Source organism: Janthinobacterium longum, from assembly GCF_051380735.1.
Lineage (GTDB): Bacteria > Pseudomonadota > Gammaproteobacteria > Burkholderiales > Burkholderiaceae_D > Janthinobacterium.
The window spans coordinates 152,045-173,723 of sequence record NZ_JBNYXQ010000005.1 but is presented as its reverse complement, the minus strand read 5'-3'; the positions used below and the strand labels follow the sequence as shown (position 1 = coordinate 173,723).

Here is a 21,679-nt window from a genome sequence, read left to right as displayed (position 1 = left end):
GGTGCAAGCGAGGCCGTCGCCCGGTTATTGGCGCTCCTCGCGCAGCAGCCGATTTACCTGCGCCAGCAAACTGGTACCCGAGCTGGTGATAAAGCGCGCGCCGGCCGCCTCGGCCTGCTTGCCGTAACTGGTGGCAGTATCCTTGCTGCAATACACAACGATGGGCAGGTCCGGCATCGCCAGCCGCACTTCGCGCACCGTGCGCACACCGGCGTTTTTGGCATGGCGCCCACCCTCGAGGCGCGCCATATCCGTGATCAGCAGCCCATAGCGGTTCTTTTGCAGCAGTACTTGCGCCTGGGCCAGTGACTGCGCCAGGTCGACCTGAATATTGTTGCGCGCCAGCTGTTCTACCAATAAAGTGTTGTTGCCCGGATGATCATCCAGCCACAGCACGTGGGCAGCCGGCTTTTGCGCCGTTGGCAAGCCCGCCAGCGAGGCTGCCGTCTTTTCGCCATCACCAGCCGTGCGCGCCAGCAGCAACTCGGTTACGGCTTGCTGCATGTCCTCGAGCGACTTTTGCTGCAAGCGGCTCAGTTCAGTCACCTCGATTTCCTTGCCGCTGTCGAGCCGCACCGACGCGTTCTTGACCAGGCTGTCGGCCCGTTTGATCATGATGGACAGGTAGATGCGCGTGAGCAGGTAGCCGATCAGGAAGCCGTGCACGGAAAAGAACAGCATGGCGCCGCCGGCTACCGCCCTGGCCGTGTCCGGGGCGATGGCCAGGCTGGGCGCAATAAACGCGGCCACGCCCTGCGCCGTGGCGGGCAGGCTTTTCAGTTCGATCAGGCCTACGCCGACGATAATCTTGGTCAGCCAGTCCGATACTTCCACCAGGTTCGAATTGATCTCCATCGGCGTGGGCGTGCCCAGAAAGATGGTATTGCTGGCGTCGGTGGCCGTTTCCGTGGCGGCCGGTTCATCGCCACTGCGCCGTTTGCCGTTGGTGCGCTCTGCGGCCGGCGGCATGTTCACGGTGCCCGATGGCAGGCTGCGCGGTATGCCGAACAGGAAACCGACCAGCATGCCGCTGACGCAAAAGCCCAGGCTCCACAGCAGGATCGGCACAGCGTGGTAATACGGCGGAAACAGGGCGCCGCCCAGCACGGCAAGCATGCCGGCCAGCCAGATCGCCAGCAGGATATAAGGCAGTGCATCGCGCCTGGCGGGAATGCTGCGCCTGGCCGCCTTGGCCAAGCTGTCGGTCTGGTCCATGGTCGTTTCCCTGGAGCTACTGGTCGGAACGTGCTTTGATGAATCCGCCAGGCGAGTTGTGCCGACTCTTTGCCGGGCAACGGCAGGCCTGTCCTGACATCATAAAAACTGCAGGCGCCATGCGTTTGAGGAAAAGCAAACCGGCTCTGCTACACTGCGGCAATGACAGATCATTTGATAAAAACCAGCAAATTTCTTTCTCTCGTACTGCGCCATGCGCCCGAAACCATCGGTTTGACCCTGGACGCCAACGGCTGGGCCGATGTGGATCAGTTGCTGGCCCAGGCGGCCAGCTACGGCACAGCCATCTCGCGTGCGCAGCTCGACGCCGTGGTGGCAAACGACAGCAAGACGCGCTACGCTTTCAGCAGTGATGGCCTGCGCATCCGCGCCAACCAGGGCCATTCCCTGGCCGCCGTCGATATCTCCCTGCCGCCGGCGATACCGCCAGCCTTGCTGTTCCACGGCACGGCCAGCCGCTTTGTCGATGCCATTCGCGAGCAGGGCCTGCGCCCGGGCAGCCGCAATCATGTGCATTTGTCCGCCACCGCAGACACCGCTGTCAACGTTGGTAGCCGCCATGGCAAGCCGGTGGTACTGGCAGTCGATACGGCAGCCATGCAGGCGCAGGGCCGTGTGTTTTATGTATCCGCCAACGGGGTATGGCTGACCGATGCCGTACCGGCCGCCTTTATCACCTTTCCGTCAGCTGGCGCAAGCGCAACTGGGCCTGGCCCTGCCGCTTGCGCCGCCATACCAGCACGCCCGTAATACTCAGCATGGCCACCGCCAGTCCCATTGCACAGACGAACAGCTTGAACGGCCAGCCCCACATCGAGGCCATATGCAGGGCGCTGATCCAGCTGCGGATGGTGTCGCCACTGGCCGTGCCGGTTGGCAGCCAGCTGGCCAGCAGCTGGCCGCTGGCTGCGTCAAAGAAGATGGTGGTCAAGCCCTTGCGCGCGCGTACGTCACGGCTGCTGCGCACTTTATAGCTATACACACCCAGGCCCGGTTCATAAGCGAGCGCGTTTTCTTCGATGACGGCAAAGGACTCACTGCGTGCCAGGTCGCGCATCAGCAAACGGCCCTGGCTGCGCGCCTGTTGCCAGCCCATGTGCGGGCCCGGTGCAGCCTGGTGGCGCCCGACAATTTCCTCGGCTGGCTGGTGGGCGAAGAACGGGTTCATCACGGCCGCGTAAGCACCATACAGATTGAAGGCAACGCCGCTCCAGGCAAACACCAGCAGCATGGTCCACAGCCACAGGCCGCCGGCGCGGTGCAGGTCGAATACCAGCTTGTAGCTGCCGCCGTGGCGGCGCACCAGCCAGGATGGGCGCCAGCGCACCAGCCACGGTTTGCCGGTCGACGGCCGTTTCTTGAGGCGCGCCGGGAAGGTCAGCGCGGCGCCGACAAAACAGTCGACGGTCCAGATAATGGCAACTATGCCGAATACCAGCAGGCCCGTGTCGCCCAGGGCCAGCGAATGGTGCAGCCGCTCGATAAACGGCAGCAGGTTGACCAGGCCCTGGCCGATCTCGCCCCACAGGCGCTGGCCCAGCACCGCTCCCGTGTACGGGTCGACAAACACTTCGTCATGCTCCAGCGCTGCCTCGCCTGACGCGCGCAGATAGAACACCATGCTGTGGCCAGCAGGTCTTGATAGCGGCGCATACACCACCTGCGCCTGCGGAAAGCGCGCCGCGATTTGCTCGCGCAGCAGCAGCGGGTCGAGCACCATGGCGCCGGGCGTAGGCGGTGATGCGCGAAACACGGCTGGCATGATGACGCCTTCCAGTTCGTCGGTCCAGGCCAGCGCGCTGCCCGTCAGGCCTGCCACCAGCAAAAAGCCTGCCATCAGCAGGCCAGCGTAGCGGTGCATGGCCGCCAGCGCCGGCCGTAACGCGAGGCGCATCAGAACTTGTACATGGCGCTGAGATTGGCCGTACGTTCGGCGCTGCGGTAGCACAGGCCAGGCAGGTAGCCGCAGTCGAACAGGGTCTGTTTGCTCAGCACATTATTGATGTTGAGGCTGATATTCCAGGCGCCGTGCGTGATGCCCAGCGCCGCATCCCACTGTGTCATGCCACCGTTGCGGATATTCAGGCTGTCGCCGTCGGAGTTCGACCGCATGGCGCCGATAAAGCGCATGCCCAGCGCGGCGTAGGCGGGCACCGTGTTGGCCACGGTGAACGACTGGCGGGCCCAGGCCGACGCACTGTGGCGTGGCGCACCTTGCTGTTGCAGGCCCTTGTCGCCGTTGTTGCTCTGCTTGATATCGGTGTCCAGGTAGGTGTATTGCGCGATCAGGCTCAGGCGGCTGGCGAACTCGGTGCGCGCTTCCAGTTCCAGGCCGCGCGCTTCGACCTTGCCGGTTTGTACCAGGAAGCCAGGGTTGCCGGCGGCGGCGGTCGACACATTGTCGCGCACCAGGTCGAAGATGGCGGCTGTGTAGCTGGCGCGCTGGCCCACCGGTTCATAGCGCACGCCCGCTTCGAACTGCTTGCCGCGCGATGGTTTCAGGGCGCCGCCACCGACCGCCGTGCCCAGTTCGGGTGAAAACGAACTGGCATAGCTGACATACGGCGCCCAGCCATTGTCGAACAGGTAGACCGCGCCCAGGCGGCCGGTGGTGGCCGAGGGCGACTGATCATAATCGGGCCGCACGGCGCCGGTCAGCACGCTGGTGGTGGTTTGCGACTGCGTGGCCTTGTCGTGGCGCAGGCCGGCGGTGACCACCCAGCGCTGCCATTTCAGCTGGTCCTGGGCATACAGGCCCAGCTGGCGCGATGGCGCACGTGCCTGCGTGGGATTGGTGCCCGGCAGCTTTTGCTGCGGTGCATACACTGGCTGGTACAGGTCGAGCGGCGTGATAAAGCCGACTTTATAGATATAGTCGTCGCGGTTGCGGATATTCGCGTAGTCCACGCCCAGCAAGATCAGGTGCGACAGCGCGCCGGTGGCAAAGCGCGCCTGCAACTGGGTGTCGGCAAACAGGCTGTTCGATTCCGTATCGACCGGGCGGAAATAGCGTTCCACCGTGGCATCGCTATTGAGTTCCAGCGGGAACACGTCGGTGCGCTGGTTTTTCAGATGGGTGTAGCGCAGGTTCTGGCGCAGCGACCAAGTGTCGTTGAAGGTGTGCTCGAACTCATAGCCGGTCATGGTATTGCTGCGCTTGAAGCGGTTGTCATAGCCCATCAGGTTGACCCTGGGGTCGACCTGGCCGCGCGGGCCCGGTTCCAGCAACTGGTTGGGAAACGCGTATTGCTGGTTGTCGCGCTCGTGGCGCGCCAGCAGGGTCAGGCGCGTGCCGGCGCCGATCTGCCAGCTCAGGGAAGGCGCGAAATACAGGCGGTTGTCGCGGTCGTGTTCGAGGCGCGTGCCGGCCTCGCGGCCCAGCATCACCACCCGATAGGTCCAGGCGCCTTGCTCGTCCAATGCACCGCCGACGTCGGCTTTCAGCTGGCGGCGCTGGTAGCTGCCGTATTCCAGGCCCACTTCGCGCACCGCATCCAGGCTGGGACGCTTGCTGACGGCGTTGACCACGCCGCCGGGCGGAATCTGACCATACAGCACCGAGGCGGGACCGCGCAGCACTTCCAGCCGTTCCAGGCCATACGGCTCGATCGAGGCGCCAAAGGTGCGGCCCGAATTGCGCAGGCCGTCCTGCAGGATGCCGGCCGTCTCGATGGTGAAGCCGCGCAGCAGCGAAGAGTCGTCGCTGCCCAGCGGGCGCTGGTTGGGCGTGACGCCGGCCGTGTAACGCAGCGTTTCGTCCAGCGACTCGGCATTGCGGTCGCTGATTTCATCGGCCGTGACGACCGATACCGATTGCGGATTTTCGCTCAATGCCGTATCGGTCTTGGTGGCCGAGCCGCTCCTGCGCGCCACATAGCCGCGCACCGGACCGGTGGCCGTTTCGCGCTCAAGGCTGGCGCTGACGGTAATCGCCGGCAGCGTGGCGTTGATGGTGCCCGCCGATGCCGGTGCAGCTTGTTGCGCCTCGGCCTGCAGTGCATATGCGCCAGTCGCACCGGTAACCAGGCGCAGGCCGTGGCCGCGCAGCAGCGCATCAAAACCCTGGCGCACCGTGTAGCTGCCGGACAGGCCGGCGCTGTTCTTGCCTTGCAGTAGCTGCGCATCGGCCGACAGTTCCACGCCGGCTGCGCTGGCAAAATTGGTCAGCACCCGTTCCAGCGGGCCGGCGGCGATTGCGTATTGGCGCTTGCCTTCGGTGTCGGCTGCCGTCTGGGCCTGTGCTGCGGTGGCGGTAAAGGCCAGCGTGCCGCCCAGCAGCACGGCATGGATGGCAAGGGCGAGGGCGGTGGGGCGCATGACGTGAGCAGGCGATTGCAGGCGGTGTGCCATGGGAGACATCCTTTGTTGGTTGATTGGTGTTGTTGCTGGTATTCCGAGCCAGAACAAAAAACCCTCAACTTATTTTTGATTTTTTTTTAAAGAATGAACAATCAACCGTGGCGCGGGCGCAGCGTGACCCAGAAACGCGTGCGGTAGGCCAGTTCCACCGGCAGGCTGCATGCCAGGTTGGCCAGCGAGCGGTCGATATCGCGCAGGGAATACACGCCCGTCACGCGAAGGTCGGCGATGCGCTCGTCGCAGCGCAGCACGCCATGCCGGTAGCGCGCCAGTTCGCTCAGCAGGTCGGCCAGGCGCATGCGTTCGGCCACCAGGCTGCCCTGGGTCCAGGCCGCAGCACTGTCTTCGACCTGGCCATTTGCCTGCGCACCATGGGGTGAGTAGCTGCCGCGCATTCCCGCTGGCAGGCGCAGGGCTGGTGCCGCTACTGCTGTTGCGTGCAGCGGGCGTAGTTCGACCAGGCCCTCGAATACGGCCACGTCGCTTGTGCCATCGCCGGTGCGCACGCTGAAACGCGTGCCCAGCGCGGTGGCCGTGCCTTGCGCGGTTTGCACCAAGAGCGGGCGGTGCATGGTGGCCGTGTCGGGCGCGCTCGTCACCAGGATGGCGCCGGCGCGCAGCACAATGCGCCGCTCGCTGGCGGTATAGGCCACATCGATGGCGCTGGCCGTGTCGAGCACGACCTGGCTGCCGTCGGCCAGCACAATGGCGCGTGTTTCGCCGACTGCCGTGCGGTAGTCGGACCTTGCCCGCTGCCACAGCCCCGTTTGCTGCGCCAGCAAGGCCGCGCCGCCGCCACTGGCGATGATGGCCAGCACCTGCAGCGCGCGCCGGCGCTCAAGCTGGCGCGGTGCGCCGGACAAGGCGCCACGCGCCACTTCGCGCGGGATGGTGTCGAATTGCTGCTCGAAGCGCTGCAGCCGCGCCCAGGCCCGCTCGTGTTCGGGGTTGGCTGCGCGCCAGGCCGCGCAGGCGGCAGCATCGGCTGCGCTGGCTTCGCCCGACCACAGCCGCGCCATCCATTCGGCAGCGCGCTGCAGTGCCGCTGGCGAGACCGGCGTAGTGTTCATACTGCTCATGCCGCTTGCGTGGCACAGCAGGCCAGCAGCGCGCGCACCATATATTTTTCCACCGACGAGACGGACACATCGAGACGCCGGGCGATTTCGCGGTAATCGAGTCCTTCGACCTTGCACAGCAAGAAAGCCTCGCGCACCTTGGCTGGCAGGCTGGCCAGGATGGTGTCGATTTCCGTCAGGGCTTCGATAATCAACGCGCGCTGCTCCGGCGTCGGCATGGCGGCCGGCGGCAAATGGGCCAGCGCCTCGATATACGCCGCTTCGATATGGCGGCGGCGGAACAGGTCGATCATCAGGCCATTGGCGATCTGCGCCAGGTGCTGGCGCGATTCCTCGGGCCGGGGCGCGCGGCCCCGCGCAAGAATGCGCAGATAGGTGTCGTGCGCCAGGTCGGCCGCGTCAAAAGCGCTGCCCAGCTTGCCACGCAACCAGCCCTGCAGCCAGCCGTGATGGTTGCTGTAAAGGACTTCGATTTGCTGATGCAGTTCCAGTTCGGGGCGGACCATGGGGCTTCCTGGGCAAGCCACAGGCCGTCGGCCGGGCTTTGATGCGATTGAGAATTGTTCGTATTGTAGCCCAAGCTCGCTGTCCGCATCCATGTCCGCGTCCATTGTCAGGCATTGAGTATTCGGGCATGATCACTGGCGCATGGCCAGACGCTGGTGTGGCGCGTGCAACAGGATATGCCCGCATGATGCCCATGCGTTGTTGATTTCTTTCTTGCCAGGGTGGTTTTTTGATGCGTAATCTGATTTTCAGCGCCGCGATGCTGGCGCTTTCCTTGCCGGCCATGGCGGACGGGGAAGATACTACCCAGGTCTACTACAGCAACGGCCAGCTGGAGTATGTTGGCCCGATCAACCAGGCGGCGAACCAGCAACTGGTCACGCTGTATGACAGCCTTGCGGACAAGCCGGACGTGTTGTCGATACGTAGCCCCGGCGGCGAGGTCAATGCGGGCATGGACCTGGGCAGGTGGGTGCGCGCGCACAAGCTCAATGTCCGTGTGATGGAGTTCTGCATCTCATCCTGCGCCAATTACGTTTTCCCTGCAGGAATCGAAAAGATTGTCAGCAACTTCGCCATGATCGGCTACCACGGCGGGCCGGGGGAAGTGGATAAAGTGGTCCTCAATGACAGCGCCAGGAAGGTCTACGATTCCTTGTCGCCGGAACAGCAGAAGCAGTTTATGGACGATATCGGCCGCATCGGTGGCCAGGCTGGCCAGCGCGAGGCGCAATATTTTGAGCAACTGGGCGTGCGTGCGGATCTCAGCTCGCTGGGGCATAACCCGCAGTTTGAGCATTTCGTCAAGGCCAATCCCAATGCCGCCGGCTGGACCTACAGCCTGGAAGACTTTGCCCTGCTGGGCGTGCGCAATATCTCGGTCATCAATCCGCCATGGACGCCGGGCAGCGCCTTGCGCAATATCGCCTTTATGGTGATGCCGGTTGACAGGAAATAGCTGCGCCTGCCGGCACTTCCATCGTCTACACTCGCCGCATGAAAAATTTTGAAAAGCGGCGCGACTGCTACGAGCTGTTCAGCTCGTTTGAAAATCCGCTGGTCAATATCAATTTCCTGCTCGACGTGCCGGACTTCCGGCCCTGGTGCAAGGCGCGCCAGATTCCCGTGTTTCACTTTTTCCTGTATTGCGTGCTGAATACGGTCAAGCAAAGCGATCACTTCATGTACCGCATCCTTGACGGCGATGTCATTAAAATCGATGACTTTCCGGCTTCCTACACCGTCATCAATGCGGACCATAACCTGAACTACACGCGCTTCGAGATGACGGATCAGTTGGACCTGTTTATCGCCCGCAGCCTGGAAGCGAAGCGTATCGCCGAAGCGTCAGTCAGGCTGATCAATACTGGCGAAGGGGAAAGCGTACGCGAACAGCGCCACAATATCTTTATTACCAGCCTGCCGTGGCTGGACCTGCGCGCCATTGAGCACCCGGTCTATCGCCATGGCGACGCCGATATTCCGTGCATCAGCTGGGGCAAGTTCGGCCCGGGCGAACCGGGTCGCATGGCCGTGCCGTTTTCGGTGCAGGCCCATCACGGCTTTGTCGACGGCTACCATATTCAGAAACTGGCGCAGGCGATCGCGCAGCGGATTGCCGAGCTGATCGCCTAAGCGAGGTAGGCGCTGGGCACCTGTCCCAGCACACGGCGAAACGCGGCCGTGAAGGCGCTGGGGCTGGCATAACCGAGGTCCAGTGCCACACGGGTGACGGCTTGCCCGTCGGCCAGCCGCGCAATCGCCGCCAGCAGGCAGGCTTGCTGGCGCCACTGCGCAAAGCTCAGACCCGTCTGGGCGCGGAACAGCCGGGTAAAGGTGCGCCGGCTCATGCCTGCCGCGCTTGCCACCGCATCAAGATCCTCATGCAACTGGGGCTGCTGAAGCAGGCTGGTGCACAAGCGGGCCAGCCGTGCATCGTGCGGCAGCGGCGCATTCAAAGGCAGCGCCGGCATGGCGCCGATTTCATCGAGCAGCAAGGCCATCAGCCGGCCCGCACGCGAGTCCTGCGCATACAAGGGATCTGTTTTGACCGCTTCATCGAGCAGATTGCGCAGCAGCGGCGTGGTATCGAGTACCCGGCAATCCAGGGGCAGCTGGACCCTGGCGATGGCGGCCTCGTCGACAAAAACATTCAGCATCGTGACGTCACCGTGCATGCGCATGCCGTGCTCCATGCCCGGCGGCAGCCAGCAGGCGCCGCGCGGCGGCACCAGCCAGTTCCCTTGTGGCGACTGCACGCTGATGGCGCCACTGGCCGCACAGGCGAACTGGCCGCGCGCATGCCGGTGGCCGGGAAACTGCGTGCCGGCGGCATGGTCGCGCCTGCTTGCGATCAGTTCGCGCGGCACTTCCGTATAAAAATCGCTCATGGCCCGAACTCTACAGTATTCGGCCCGGCCCCGGTAGCGGGCCGTCACCATCGCCTTTACCATCGGTCGATTTGAAGGGCAATAATATGGTCAATACTTATTACCGCTACGGCAAGGGCGAGCACGCCGTGATGGTGCTGCACGGCTGGTTAGGCGACGCGCGGGCGTTTGCCCCCATGGAAGCGGGGCTGGACGGCCATCGTTTCAGCTATTTTTTCATGGACAGCCGGGGCTATGGCGGCATGCACGGCATGGCCGGCGACTACACCATGGACGAAATCGCGCGCGATGCGCTGGCGCTGGCAGACAGCCTGGGCCTCGCCACCTTCAGCGTGATCGGCCACTCGATGGGCGGCATGGCGATGGAGAGACTGGCGCTGCTGGCGCCCATGCGGCTGCGCAAGCTGGTGGCGCTGGCGCCGGTGCCCAGCTGCGGCGTGGTGTTTGACGAGGCAGCGCGCGCGCTGTTCATCGACGCGGCCTGCAGCTTGCCGGCGCGGCGCGCGATTATCGATCGCAGCACGGGCGGGCGTTTATCGTCGGCCTGGCTGGACTGGAAAGCGCAATACTCCTGGGCCAGCGCCGACCCGGCTGCGTTTGCGCGCTATTTTCATGCCTGGAGCGACGCGGATTTCAGCGGAGAAGTCAAACAGGCCAGGCTGGATATTGCCTTGCTGGCGCTGGTGGGGCGGCACGACCCGCGTTTCAATGCGGGCCTGATGCGCCGCACTTATCTGGCTTGGTACCCGCGAGCAACACTGGAAGTACTGGACAATGCGGGCCACTATCCGATGAATGAAACCCCGCTGGCCCTGGCGGCCAGCATCGAGGCTTTCTTGCTGGCTTAGGCCGCCTTGCTGCGCAGGCGCAACAAGCTCAGGCCAAGCAACACGAAGGCGCCGCCCGAGATGCGGTTGAACAGCCTGGCGCGGCCGGGGCTGGCCAACTGGCTTTTCAGCAGGCGTGCCAGGGTAGCGTAGAACAGATGGGCCAGCATGGCGCAGGCGACGAACGAGGTCGTCAGCACGGCGAACTGCAGCGCCACCGGATCGCCCTGGGTAATAAATTGCGGGAACAGGGCCGAGAAAAACAGGATGGCTTTCGGATTGGTCAAGGCGACAGTGAGGCCCTGGCGGAACAGCCTGCCGTTCGAATTCGGATTGGCCGCGTGCGGCTGTTGAGATACTTCGGCTGCGGCGACAATGCTGGTCTTGCTGCGCCATTGCTTGATGCCCAGGTAGACCAGGTACAAGGCGCCGGCCAGTTTCAGCAGCATGAAGGCAGTGGCCGACGTGGCCAGCACCACGCCCATGCCCGCCATGGCAACACCGGAAATAATAAACAATCCCACCCCATTGCCCAGGCTGCTGACCATGGCGCGGCGCGGACCGACGGCGATCGAGTTTGATATGGCCAGCAGCACGGCCGGGCCGGGCGAAAACGTGACAAGCAGGGCAACGCCGCAAAACAGCAGCCAGTTCGAGAAATGCATGGGATACCTGGTTCAAAAAATCAAGCGGACCCTATTGTACGAAGTTTTGTGCGCTTGCGGGTCATGCTACTGCCGCTGCTGCCTGGCACAACAGCGGCTCTTGCGCTTGTGTAGTTCCCAGTAATGGAATATATTCCCATATATGGGAAATACACTTACACCCGAACACGCCACCGAACAGCGCCTGGCCCAGCGTTTGCGCCAGCTGCGCGTGGAGCAAGGCTGGTCGCTCGACCAACTGGCCGCGCAAAGCCAGGTCAGCCGCGCCACCTTGTCGCGGCTGGAAAACGCCGAGGTCAGCCCCACCACCAGCGTGCTGGGCCGCTTGTGCGCCGTCTACGGCTTGAGCATGTCGCGTTTGCTGCGCATGGTGGAAGAGGATTTTCCACCATTGCTGCGGCGCGCAGACCAGCCCGTCTGGAGCGATCCGCAAACAGGCTTTCGCCGCCGTTCCGTTTCGCCACCGTCGCAGGCGCTGGCCGGCGAAGCGCTCGAATGCGAGCTTGATGCCGGCGCCCATATCGCGTATGCGACCTCGCCGCGACCCGGCATGGAACATCATTTGCTGATGCAGGAAGGCAAGCTGGCCGTTACCGTTGACGGCCAGCGCCACGACTTGCTGCCCGGCGACTGCCTGCGCTACCAGTTGTCCGGCCCCAGCGCCTTCGATACGCCTCCTGATAGCGGCGCACGCTATTTCCTGTTGATTGTCTGATGACTTGCGAGGACCCGATGCACCTTGTTACCCTCAATGCCGATGCCATCACGGCGCGCCTGCCACAACTGTCTGCCTTGCTGCACGCCTGCGTACAGGACGGCGCCAGCATCGGTTTTATCTTGCCGTTCGGGCTCGATGACAGCCATGCTTTCTGGGCCGATAATGTGCGGCCTGCCGTGGCGTGCGGCAGCCGCTTGCTGCTGGTGCTTGATCTCGACGGCGCGTTAGCCGGCGCGGTGCAGCTGGACTGGGATACGCCCGCCAACCAGGCGCACCGGGCCGAAGTGCGCAAGCTGCTGGTCCACCCGGCGTTCCGGCGGCGCGGCATTGCGCGACAACTGATGCAGGCGGTGGAAGAGCGGGCGCGCGCCTTGCCGCGCCAGTTGCTGACGCTCGACACGCGCACCCACGACCATGCCGAACCGCTGTATCTCTCGCTGGGCTACAACATAGCCGGCGTGATACCGGACTATGCGCTGGCGCCGGAGGGCGGCCGGCTCGATTCCACCACTGTCATGTACAAGCAGCTGAGCGTGTCTTGAGGCGATGGCACATCAGGGACTGTGAAGACATTATTGCGTGCGCAGGTAGGCGAGCAGGTCGGCCACCTGCTGGGCATTGCCGAGACCCCAGAAGCGCATCTTGTTGCCAGGAATAAAATCGCTGGGCGCTTTCAGGAAGCTGGCCAGGTTTTGTTCGGTCCAGACGATATTCGCGTTTTTCATCGCCGGCGAGTAGCGAAAATCCGCGGTCGTGCCTGCCTTGCGGCCGATCACGCCCGTCAGTTTTGGCCCGAAACCTGCCCGCGCGGACGGGCCCACCTGGTGGCATGACGCGCATCGGTAAAACGCTGCCTTGCCAGCCACGGGGTCGCCTTTCAGGGCGGGGGCCGGTGCTGCGCCAGCCTGGCTGGCGAACAAAGCCATACCCAGGCTCAAGGCAATACCGGCGTGGGATACCGATGGCGAAAAAAGTATCATGATGGTGGGGATGCGGCGTGTATGGCAATGGCACATTTTACAGCGCCTTGCCGATCAGCGTCTGGACTGCGCCCCCAGCGCCGCCATCGCCGACGCCAGCACGATACAGGCAATCGCCAGCCACTGTATTAAACTCAGATGCTCGCCCAGCACCGCCATCGCCGCCAGCGCGCTGACGGCGGGCGCGGCGCTGCTGAACATGCCGAACACTCCCTGCGGCAGGCGGCGCAGGGCGAATATCTCCAGAGTATACGGCAGCGCGCTCGACAGCATGGCGATCGCCAGCCCCATCAGGGCCAGCGACGACGACAGCAACGCCGTGCCCGCATAGGCCACACCGATAGGCACCGTCAGCATGGCCGCCACGGTCATGCCCCAGGCCACCGCCTGGCCACCTTGCAGGGAAGAAGCGCGCTTGCCAAAAATGATATACAGCGCCCAGCAGGTGGCCGCTCCCAGCGCATACGCCACGCCGACCGGATTGAGGCTGCCCGGGCTGCCGGCAAGCGGCAGCAGCAGGTACAGGCCGAACGCTGCACAGCTGACTGCCAGCAGGTCGCGCAGCCGGCGCGATGACAGCATCGCCACCGCCAGCGGCCCCGTCACCTCGATGGCCACCGCGATGCCGATCGGTATCAGCGCAAACGCACGGTAAATCAGCAAATTCATCAGTCCCAGTACCGAACCGTAGACCAGCAGGTTCAGCACATCCTTGCGCGTCAGCGAAAAACGCCAGGGCCGGAACACCGCCAGCAGGAACAGCGCCGAAAAGCCCACCCGATAGGCCGTGATGCCTTCGACACCGATCACCGGAAACAGATGCTTGGCCACCGCCGCCCCCAAGTTGACAGAAATTTGCCCTCCCAGTACCGCCAGTGAGGGGAGCAGGATGCCGTCGGGGATGGGGGAAGTGGTGGCGGGCGAGGTCATGGGGCGTGATTTTAATACGCCAGGCCTGAATAGTGGCTGGCTGATTGACTGCACGCGGCGTATGCTTGGCTAACAGGTCGTCAAACTTTCTTTTTCATACGGATCTCTCATGAAACGTGTCACTGGCATCGGAGGCATCTTTTTCCAGGCGAAAGACCCGGAAACGCTGCGCGCCTGGTATCAAACCCATCTGGGCATCGACGTGCAGGCCTGGGGCGGGGCGGCCTTCAGCTGGACCGGCGAGGATGGCCAGCCTTGCGCCGGCACGACGAGCTGGAATATCGCGCCGGCACAGGGCGAGCCGTTTGCGCCCGGTAGCGCGCCGTTCATGATCAATTACCGGGTCGACGATCTCGATGCGCTGCTGCACGCCTTGCGGTCCGAAGGCTGCCATGTGCTGGAGGCAGGCGAGGCGTCGGAATACGGCAAGTTCGGCTGGGTGCTCGATCCCGAGGGCAACAAGGTTGAGTTGTGGCAGCCACCGCCGGGACAGTAAGTGCGCTCGGTGCCGCGCGGCCGGGTGTCGCTGGACAATCCGCCACCCATGGTTTAAGTTGGCGCCATGGAAAAACTGACTGAAATCACGCCACTCGACCTGGACTCTGCGGCATGGGCAAGCCTGGCCGATGCTTACGGCAGCGCTGAAGAGATTCCGCTGCTGCTGCAAGACTTGCGGCAGGGAGAAGCCGAGGCACTCGATGACTTGTATGGCCATATTTGTCACCAGGGCTCGATTTATCCGGCCTCGGTTGCCGCCTTCCCGCACCTGGTGTCGGCGGCGGCGGTAGTAGCCTCGTCGGACCTGCGCGCTGGCCTGCTGTCGCTGGCGGCGTCAATTCATGAAAGCACGAGGCTGGACGAGCAATTGCAGTCTTCCCCGTATGCCGCCGCCTATCGTGCCGCAGTGCCGGCTGCGCTTGCCATGGCGCTTGCCGATCTGGCACGGGTCGAGGACAGGCTGGACAGCATCTACCTGCTCAAGGCTGCCGCCTCGTTTGCCGGCTTTGACGGTGCGGCGCGGGTCTTGAGCGGTTTTGCCGACGAGGAGTTTTGCCTCGCTTGCCCCGGCTGCGGCGTGGACCTGTATGTCTGGCCGGTGCCGGAAGGCTTGTCGGTCGCCACCGCAGACCCTGTCTTCACGCCATCGGCAAAAACGGCGCTGGTGACTGCCGGCCCGGTCGACAATTCTGCCCAGCGCGACGCCTTTGCCTGGTTGCAAGCGCAAACGGCCGCCTTGCCCTGCCTCGATGATGTCGCGCGTCGCCTGCCGTTCCTGTTTGGCAGCGCGCGCTGTGCCGAATGCGGCCATGCTTTTTCGCTGATGGACGCGCTGGTCAACGACGCAGTGGCATAACCGGGATCCGCTCGGCAATACTGTTGCCATGGATTCAATCGAGCTTCAAGGCCTTCGCCACATCCGCCCACGCCACATATTTGAAGTTCTGTGGCCCGTCCGGCAAACGCTTGTAGCCGTCCTGTATCACCAGCATGCCTTGCTCATACGGGCCGCCCAGGTTGCTTGAGCTTACTTCCAGGCCATCGGTCTCTGAGGTGCCATCGATGCCGGCCTGCAGGTTAAAGCCAACCCGGAAGCGCCCGCGCACCTTGTACGGCGCGGTCGCGTCGAGCACCACATAGCTGCTGTCGCCCTGGCTGGACACCACCAGGTAGCTGGCGGCGCCATTGCGGCCGTGGTAGATGGCCATGCCTTCCACGTCGGCCGCCAGGCTGGGGCCGACCGGCAAGACCATGCTCAGGGCGTCCGGCCTGGCCGCATCGGCCGAGGTGGTCCATACGCCGCGCCGCTCTTCGCCGAGGAACAGGCGGCCGCTGGCGTCATCGGCCACGCAGCCTTCGGGTTGGCTGGCGACCTTGAAGCTGCGCAGCAGGGTGGCGCTGAATTTGCCGTCGGCCATGCCGATGCCGTACTGCTGGAACGTGCCGTCCTTGTCATTGATAAAGGCCTGCACGCCGCCGGCCTTGGGCTGGTACAAGCACATGCCGTAGATATCGTTCAGGCCGGTGGCAAAGCTGGCGGCCACGCTCACTTCGCCATTGGCGGCGATACTGAACAGCATCATGGTGTTGTCATCGCGCCGGGTGGCGATGGCCAGGTCGACTTTCGTGCCATTCAAATCGATGCCCTGCCGCACGTCGACATTGTTCAGCCTGCCCACTTCCAGCAACTGCGTTTGCTTGCCCTGCAGGTCGTAGACCAGCAAACCCTGCTTCTTGTTCGTGCCGAGGATGCGCGCGTCGGCCGGGTTATTCGACCGCCAGATGGCCGGGTCGTCGGCCGCATCGCCCTGGCGCGCCATCGGCTCGGTTTGCGCCTGCGGTTCGACGATGGCTACCGGCATCGCCTTGTCGGCCTTGCCCTGCCATGCAAGGGGGCGCGCCTGCCAGCCATGTTTACCGCGCAGCAGCAACTTGCCCTCGTCCATGGCCAGCTGGCTGTCGCCCTTGCGCACGTTCAGCGCCACGGTTTGCGGCGCCAGCGCTGTCCAGCTTGCGATCTTGCGCACCAGCAGATGCAGTTTTTCGGCTTTGGCGTCCAGTACCGCCACGCCGCCCGGCAGCACGGCCAGCGCGCCGGCGCCACCGTCCAGCTGGCCGTAAGGGCGGCGCAAGGCCACGGCCTCGCGCTTGCCCATGCCTTCGGACTCGGCTTCATAGGCCCACACGCCCAGATTGCCCTCGCTGACCAGCAATTGTCTGGCGCCATCGTCGACCCGGCAGTGCTTGACATGTGGCGGCAGCGCCAGCTTGCGTACCAGGCGGCGCTGCTGGCCCTGCATTACCCATTGTTCGGCCTGCCCATCCTTGGCGATCAGGAACAAATGATCGAGATGCTGGGCGTCGCGGTACAGGCACGATGCTTCCACCGAAAACGTGGCATCGGGAAACGGCGCCAGCCGCACCAGCTTGCCCGCTTGCAGGTCCACCGTGACGGGCACGGGGCGCTGCGTATCGGCTTCCAGGAACACCGCCAGCACCTGCTTGCCATCGATGCGCGTGTCGAGCTGCTTGGCCCGCACCGCGATGCTGTCCTGCTCGCGGCCAGTGGCGTCGAACAGGTGCAGGCCGTGCTTGTCCAGCGCCAGCCAGCGACCACCGGGCAGGCGCGCCAGGTCTTCGGCCTGCTGGGTAAAACCAGGCAAGGTGGCGGCCTGCACGCTGGCCGGGGCGGCAAAAGCTGCCAGCAGCGCGGCGCAGACCAGGGATTTTTTCATGCTCGTTCTCATTAAAAGGCGCTCGCTTTCAGGCTCAGCTTGTAGGTGCGGCCGTATTGTTCGTTCTGCACATTGAACTGCTTCGTGCCTTGATAGACATAGTATTTTTCATTGTTCAGGTTGGCTGCCTCAAACGTCAGCTGCACTTGTTTGTTGACCTGGTAGGACAGCGAAAAATCGAGCTGCTTCTGGCTGTCGACGATATGGTCCTGGTTTTGCTGCAGGATATCGCCGCCCATTTCCAGCAGATACGGCGACTTGTAGTTGAGCGCCAGGCGGGCGCTGACCGGGCCTGTTTCATAGCCCAGCATCAAATTCATCACCTGGTTCGACTGGCCCGGCAGGCGGATGGTGCGCGACAACTGGCTGCCGGCCGCCTTGTCGAAACGGCCGATCTGCGCCGACGAGGTGCTCAAGGTGCCATTGACGCCCAGCAGGAACTGGTTGAATGGTGCCGGCAACATGCGCAGCGGTTGCATATAAGACAGCTCGATGCCTTTCACCTTGGCCGCGTCGCCATTCGCATACGAGGTAGCACTGGTGTAGCTGGCCCACTGTCCCGTGCCGGCCAGGTTGGTGGTGTAGGTGAAATTCTTGATGTCCTTGTAAAAGCCATAAGCCGACATGACGCCGTCGTTGCCCAGCACACGCTCGATACCGAGGTCCAGGTTATTCGCCTTCAGTGGCTTCAAGTCCGGGTTGCCGATCACCGCTTCCGTATTGCTGGCCAGGCTGACGCCGGGCGCCAGCTGGCTGAAGTTGGCGCGCACCACGGCCTGGGTCCAGGCTGCGCGCACGCTGGTTTGATGGTCGAGGTCGTAGCGCGTCTGCAGGTTCGGCAGCCAGTTGGTGTAGGCGCGTTCCCGGTTCAATGGCGTGGCCGCGCCGGCGCTGTTGACCTGCGAGCCGGCGGCCTCGAAACTGGTGCGCTCGGCGCGCACGCCGCCCAGCACATGCCAGGCGTCGAAGTCGACGCTGTTCTGCACATACATGGCGTCGATGTCTTCATGCATGCGATAGTCATTGATAAGGGATTCGGTGGCCAGGCGTGCCTTGTCGCGGTCCAGGCCTGCCACGCGGGCGCGTATCAGGCCAGGGTCCAGCGCCACGCCGATGGCGCCCAGGTCGTAGTCGAGATTGCGGCCCTGCACAAACGTGCTCATGGCGGTGCTGCCTGCGCCCCAGTAATTGCTGCTGCCAGCCTTGCTGCTGTTGTACGCCCATTGATTGGTGTCATTGGTCTTTTCGCGGCGGCTCACCTTGGCGCCGAATTTCAGGGTGGTGATGTCGAATTTGCGGGCCAGGTCGATGCGCGCATGGTGTTCATTGTCTTTCGAATAGCGCTGCTGCAGGGTGATGGCGTTCAGCGCATAGCTGGCCGGGTCGTACAGCGAGGCCGGGCCAGTCAACAGCGGTTGCTGCGTGTCAGTAAAACTGACGCCGGCGATATTGCTGGTGGCGCGGAAACGCCCGTCGTTGAGCGATTCTGGCGTGTCTTCGGTGGCGCGGCTGGCGCCGCCCTTGATGTCCAGCGTCCAGTCGCCCGCTTTTTGCTGCGTGCCCAGCACCAGGGAGCGCACTTGCTGTGTGTATTTGCGCTGGCGGATGCGGCGTTCGGCGCGCGCCGTGCCGGTTTCGCCTTGCGCCAGGCTGCCGCCGGCGATATTGCTGATGGTCAAGCGGTCACGCACCTCGTTGTCGGAAAACTCGCTCAGGAATGAGCGCAGAAACCAGCTGTTGCCTGCTTCGGGACGGTAGTCGAGATTGAGGGCCAGCGCACCGCGCTTCCTTACCGGCAGGTAGTCGCGCAGTTCCAGCGTGCTCAGGCGGCCATTGGCCCAGGCGCCACCCGTTTCCACGTCGTCTGAACCAAACGAGCGTTTTTCGACGCTGACGCCGGCCGCTACACCAAGTTTGCCGTCGAGAAAACGCTGGGCCCACAGTGCGCCACCGCTGGGGCTGGTCTTGCCGGTTTTATCGTCGTGGCTGGCGGCGACATTGGCCGACAACAGCTTGCCCGGCACATCAAAGGCCGACAGCGATTTCACTTCCACCGTGGCGCCCAGCGAGTTGGCGTCCATTTCCGGCAGCAGGGTTTTCGATACTTCCAGGGTGCGGATCAGGCCCGCCGGCAGGATGTCGAGCGCGACGGCGCGGCGGCCCGCTTCGGGCGAGGGCACCAGGGCGCCATTGATGGTGACGGCGTTCAGGTCCGGACCCAGGCCGCGCACGGTGATATAGCGTCCTTCGCCCTGATCGCGCTGCACGGACACGCCGGGCAACCTGGCCAGCGCTTCGGACGCGTTCTTGTCGGGCAGGCCGCCGATATCATCGCTGCTGATGACGCTGACGATATTGTCGGCCTTTTCCTGCGCCGCGATGGCGTTGCGCAGGCTGGAGCGCTGGCCACTGACGACGACGGTGGCAGGCTCGTCCTGTGCCTGCGCTGGCGCGTTAAAAGCGGCCGTCAGGGCCAGGGCCAGCACGGACAGGCGCAGCGGGGAAGACATCGAAGCAGTGATGCAGGTTTTCATGTTGGGCTCGAGAGGGGAGTGGAAGGAACCGGGCGGATTCTAGGCAGCAAATATGACCGATCCATGACAGGCTGCGGCGCAAAGCCGCTCTGGCAGCCGGTTTCAGGCCGCTGACGAGTAAAATGAGCTGAAATGACCCATGCACGCACGGGCCGGGCCTCCGGCAAGCTGCTTTTGCTGCCTGTTTCGTGCTTGCAGTGAGCCGTTTGCACCTGTCGCTGCAGCATCAACTCCATGTCATCGTGCCGTCATGGCCGGCCGGTATGGTGGTCGCACTTGTCATAAAGGGTAATGCCATGCTGCAACTTCACCGCAACAGTCTGATCGCCGCCGCGCTGGCGCTGCCGGTCTTTTTCCTGCTGTATTCGACCTTCGGCGTGGCCAAGCCGTTTCACGCATGGAAATGGATGGACATCGTCTGCGAAGGCGGCACGGCCGTGATGGCAGGCATCTGGTTTTTGTTTACCCTCAGCAGCCGGCCGCGCGGTCTGGTGACGCGCCTGCTGGCCGGTGGCCTGTGCGCCATCATGCTGGGCTCGTGGGCCGATTGTCTCGATGAATTCTTTGCCATCGGCAAGCAGGAGCTATGGGACAACTGGCTGGAAGCCCTGATTCCTTTCGGCATGCTGCTGGTGACGGTCGGCATGTATTACTGGCGCCATGAACAGTTCCGCCTGAACGAGCACCTGCAAAAGCGCGAGCGATTGTTTCGCGACCATCGCGCGTTCGACCGCATCACCCAGCTTGCCGACGCCAGCTATCTGCGCACCCAGCTGCGCCTGGAACAGGAGCGCCGTCCCGGCGTCGATTGTGCGCTGGTGCTGCTCGATATAGATAAATTTCATTTGATCAACCGCGAACACGGCCATGCCGAGGGCGACCGCGTGCTGCAGGCGGTCGGCCATATGCTGCTGTTGAACTTGCGCAACGACGACCTGCTGTGCCGCTATGCGGGCGACCGCTTTGCCGTGCTGATGCCGGGCGTGTCCCGTGCGGATGCCGTCGAGGTGGCGCGCCATCTTTGTTTCATGGTGGGCCAGATGCGCCATTTCGCCCGGGATGGCGAAGTGCGACTGAGCTTGCGCCATGCCTGCTCGATGACCGATGGCGTGCCCGAAGTGGTGCTGGCCGAGTTGAGCCGCGCGGTCGAAACGCCGCTGCGTGGCGCGGCGCCCGCTTGAATTGCGCGGTGAAGCTGACCCAGGCAAACGATGCAAGCATTGCGGCGCGGCACCAGCCGGCGCTGGTGCTCGGCTATGCGCGCTCGCGCGATGCGCCGGGCGCGCCGCTGCTGCGCGGCACTGGTCTCGACAACAACGATGATGGCTTCGACGAGCGCCTGCTGTCGGCCACGCAATATCTGCAGTTGCTGGCCAATGTGGCGCGCAGTCTGGCCAGCAGCGACACCAGTTTCATGCTGGGCCAGCAATTGTTGCCTGGCCACTATGGCGCCGTCAGCCATGCCTTGCTGCAGGCGCAGAATCTGAGGCAGGCCTTGGCCGTGCTTTGTGGCAACCATACACGCTTGTGCCCGCTGTTGCAGCCGCGCCTGCGCGACGCTGGCGCCTTGCAGGTGCTGTACTGGACCGACGCCTTCGGCGCGCCCAGCCAGTTGCCTTTCCTGGTCGAAATGCACATGACGGCCTTGAGTGCCATGTGCCGCTGGCTGGCCGGCGAAACGCTGCCATGGCGCTATTGTTTCAACCGAGCGCGGCCACGCCATGTGGAGCAGCACGAGGTGCACCTGGGGCAGGATTTACGCTTCGATTGCCAGCTGGACGCCATGCTGATCGACACGGCCTGGCTGGACCGGCCCTGGCCGCGCGGCAATGCTACTGCGGCTGCCCTGGCGCAACGGGCCGCCAGCCTGGAGGCGGCGCCCGCGCCCAGCCTGCTTGGCGGCCTGTACGACTATTTGCTGCGCGAATTGCGCCGCGCACCGACCCTGGAGCGCACCGCGCAGGACTTTGGCGTCAGCCCGGCCACCTTGAAGCGCCATCTGGCGCGCCACGGCAGTCACTTCCAGGCCGAGCTCGATCAGGTGCGCGCGCACAAGGCCATCTATCTGTTCCAGGCCCATGGCTACGACAACGACGCCGTGGCCGCCTACCTCGGCTTTCATGACGCCACCAATTTTCGGCGCTCCTTCAAGCGCTGGACCGGGCAGACGCCGCAACTGCTGCGTCACGCGCTCGGTTTGTTCGTCTCGGGCTAAGTGGAC

21 protein-coding genes are annotated in these 21,679 nt (G+C 63.8%); 10 read left to right on the top strand and 11 right to left on the bottom strand.

The window, feature by feature from the left end:
• Nucleotides 1-24: 24 nt before the first annotated feature.
• Nucleotides 25-1,215 carry a response regulator gene (locus ACQ4WM_RS15250; protein WP_436547523.1) on the bottom strand — a complete coding sequence of 397 codons (1,191 nt, stop codon included), beginning with the start codon at nt 1,213-1,215 and terminating at the stop codon, nt 25-27.
• A gap of 174 nt (nt 1,216-1,389) precedes the next feature.
• On the opposite strand from ACQ4WM_RS15250, the gene ACQ4WM_RS15245 reads away from it, so the two are divergent.
• The gene (locus ACQ4WM_RS15245; protein WP_436547522.1) at nt 1,390-1,986 is read left to right on the top strand and encodes an RNA 2'-phosphotransferase; all 597 of its coding nucleotides are present in this window, start codon (nt 1,390-1,392) and stop codon (nt 1,984-1,986) included.
• Here ACQ4WM_RS15245 and ACQ4WM_RS15240 read toward each other — a convergent pair.
• The 4 genes from ACQ4WM_RS15240 to ACQ4WM_RS15225 form a co-directional block, all read right to left on the bottom strand.
• Complete coding sequence (locus ACQ4WM_RS15240; protein WP_436547521.1) at nt 1,910-3,130, bottom strand: PepSY-associated TM helix domain-containing protein; 1,221 nt, start codon at nt 3,128-3,130, stop codon at nt 1,910-1,912. The two genes, ACQ4WM_RS15245 and ACQ4WM_RS15240, sit on opposite strands and share 77 nt — an antisense overlap.
• Nucleotides 3,130-5,586: a TonB-dependent siderophore receptor gene (locus ACQ4WM_RS15235; protein ID WP_436547520.1), complete on the bottom strand. Its 2,457-nt coding sequence runs from the start codon at nt 5,584-5,586 to the stop codon at nt 3,130-3,132. The genes ACQ4WM_RS15240 and ACQ4WM_RS15235 overlap by 1 nt, the downstream gene beginning before the upstream one ends.
• A 101-nt stretch (nt 5,587-5,687) precedes the next feature.
• On the bottom strand, nt 5,688-6,674 hold the full coding sequence (locus ACQ4WM_RS15230) for a FecR domain-containing protein (protein ID WP_436547519.1): 987 nt from the start codon (nt 6,672-6,674) through the stop codon (nt 5,688-5,690).
• Nucleotides 6,671-7,180, bottom strand: coding sequence for a sigma-70 family RNA polymerase sigma factor (locus tag ACQ4WM_RS15225; protein ID WP_436547518.1), 510 nt, complete (start codon nt 7,178-7,180; stop codon nt 6,671-6,673). The genes ACQ4WM_RS15230 and ACQ4WM_RS15225 overlap by 4 nt, the downstream gene beginning before the upstream one ends.
• A 233-nt stretch (nt 7,181-7,413) precedes the next feature.
• Here ACQ4WM_RS15225 and ACQ4WM_RS15220 point away from each other — a divergent pair, with 233 nt between their 5' ends.
• On the top strand, nt 7,414-8,139 hold the full coding sequence (locus ACQ4WM_RS15220; protein WP_436547517.1) for a hypothetical protein: 726 nt from the start codon (nt 7,414-7,416) through the stop codon (nt 8,137-8,139).
• A 38-nt stretch (nt 8,140-8,177) separates the two neighbouring features.
• On the top strand, nt 8,178-8,816 hold the full coding sequence (locus tag ACQ4WM_RS15215; RefSeq protein ID WP_436547516.1) for a CatA-like O-acetyltransferase: 639 nt from the start codon (nt 8,178-8,180) through the stop codon (nt 8,814-8,816).
• Here the strand turns inward: ACQ4WM_RS15215 and ACQ4WM_RS15210 are convergent.
• Nucleotides 8,813-9,571 carry an AraC family transcriptional regulator gene (locus ACQ4WM_RS15210; protein ID WP_436547515.1) on the bottom strand — a complete coding sequence of 253 codons (759 nt, stop codon included), beginning with the start codon at nt 9,569-9,571 and terminating at the stop codon, nt 8,813-8,815. The two genes, ACQ4WM_RS15215 and ACQ4WM_RS15210, sit on opposite strands and share 4 nt — an antisense overlap.
• An 86-nt stretch (nt 9,572-9,657) precedes the next feature.
• Here ACQ4WM_RS15210 and ACQ4WM_RS15205 point away from each other — a divergent pair, with 86 nt between their 5' ends.
• A complete protein-coding gene (locus ACQ4WM_RS15205) occupies nt 9,658-10,419 on the top strand; it encodes an alpha/beta fold hydrolase (RefSeq protein ID WP_436547514.1) in 762 nt (253 codons plus the stop codon).
• On the opposite strand, the gene ACQ4WM_RS15200 is transcribed toward ACQ4WM_RS15205, so the two are convergent.
• Nucleotides 10,416-11,063, bottom strand: coding sequence for a LysE family translocator (locus ACQ4WM_RS15200; protein WP_436547513.1), 648 nt, complete (start codon nt 11,061-11,063; stop codon nt 10,416-10,418). The two genes, ACQ4WM_RS15205 and ACQ4WM_RS15200, sit on opposite strands and share 4 nt — an antisense overlap.
• Nucleotides 11,064-11,205: 142 nt before the next feature.
• Between ACQ4WM_RS15200 and ACQ4WM_RS15195 the strand changes: the two genes are divergently transcribed.
• Entirely contained in the window at nt 11,206-11,778 is a 573-nt protein-coding gene (locus ACQ4WM_RS15195) for a helix-turn-helix domain-containing protein (protein WP_436547512.1), read from the top strand.
• A 17-nt stretch (nt 11,779-11,795) separates the two neighbouring features.
• On the top strand, nt 11,796-12,323 hold the full coding sequence (locus ACQ4WM_RS15190) for a GNAT family N-acetyltransferase (RefSeq protein WP_436547511.1): 528 nt from the start codon (nt 11,796-11,798) through the stop codon (nt 12,321-12,323).
• Nucleotides 12,324-12,353: 30 nt separating this feature from the next.
• Here ACQ4WM_RS15190 and ACQ4WM_RS15185 read toward each other — a convergent pair whose 3' ends face one another.
• Both ACQ4WM_RS15185 and ACQ4WM_RS15180 read right to left on the bottom strand, forming a co-directional pair.
• Nucleotides 12,354-12,707, bottom strand: coding sequence for a c-type cytochrome (locus tag ACQ4WM_RS15185; RefSeq protein WP_436547510.1), 354 nt, complete (start codon nt 12,705-12,707; stop codon nt 12,354-12,356).
• A 108-nt stretch (nt 12,708-12,815) separates the two neighbouring features.
• Nucleotides 12,816-13,691 carry an EamA family transporter gene (locus ACQ4WM_RS15180; protein ID WP_436547509.1) on the bottom strand — a complete coding sequence of 292 codons (876 nt, stop codon included), beginning with the start codon at nt 13,689-13,691 and terminating at the stop codon, nt 12,816-12,818.
• Nucleotides 13,692-13,800: 109 nt separating this feature from the next.
• Here ACQ4WM_RS15180 and ACQ4WM_RS15175 point away from each other — a divergent pair, with 109 nt between their 5' ends.
• Both ACQ4WM_RS15175 and ACQ4WM_RS15170 read left to right on the top strand, forming a co-directional pair.
• A complete protein-coding gene (locus ACQ4WM_RS15175) occupies nt 13,801-14,187 on the top strand; it encodes a VOC family protein (RefSeq protein ID WP_436547508.1) in 387 nt (128 codons plus the stop codon).
• 66 nt (nt 14,188-14,253) lie between these two features.
• Complete coding sequence (locus tag ACQ4WM_RS15170; RefSeq protein WP_436547507.1) at nt 14,254-15,045, top strand: hypothetical protein; 792 nt, start codon at nt 14,254-14,256, stop codon at nt 15,043-15,045.
• A 34-nt stretch (nt 15,046-15,079) separates the two neighbouring features.
• On the opposite strand, the gene ACQ4WM_RS15165 is transcribed toward ACQ4WM_RS15170, so the two are convergent.
• Both ACQ4WM_RS15165 and ACQ4WM_RS15160 read right to left on the bottom strand, forming a co-directional pair.
• Nucleotides 15,080-16,924 carry a phytase gene (locus ACQ4WM_RS15165; protein ID WP_436547506.1) on the bottom strand — a complete coding sequence of 615 codons (1,845 nt, stop codon included), beginning with the start codon at nt 16,922-16,924 and terminating at the stop codon, nt 15,080-15,082.
• A gap of 11 nt (nt 16,925-16,935) precedes the next feature.
• Nucleotides 16,936-19,458 (bottom strand): TonB-dependent receptor, encoded by a 2,523-nt coding sequence (locus ACQ4WM_RS15160; protein ID WP_436547505.1) that lies wholly within the window; start codon nt 19,456-19,458, stop codon nt 16,936-16,938.
• Nucleotides 19,459-19,754: 296 nt separating this feature from the next.
• On the opposite strand from ACQ4WM_RS15160, the gene ACQ4WM_RS15155 reads away from it, so the two are divergent.
• Complete coding sequence (locus tag ACQ4WM_RS15155; protein ID WP_436547504.1) at nt 19,755-20,639, top strand: GGDEF domain-containing protein; 885 nt, start codon at nt 19,755-19,757, stop codon at nt 20,637-20,639.
• Between the two features lie 8 nt (nt 20,640-20,647).
• Entirely contained in the window at nt 20,648-21,673 is a 1,026-nt protein-coding gene (locus ACQ4WM_RS15150; RefSeq protein WP_436547503.1) for an AraC family transcriptional regulator, read from the top strand.
• Nucleotides 21,674-21,679 lie beyond the last annotated feature (6 nt).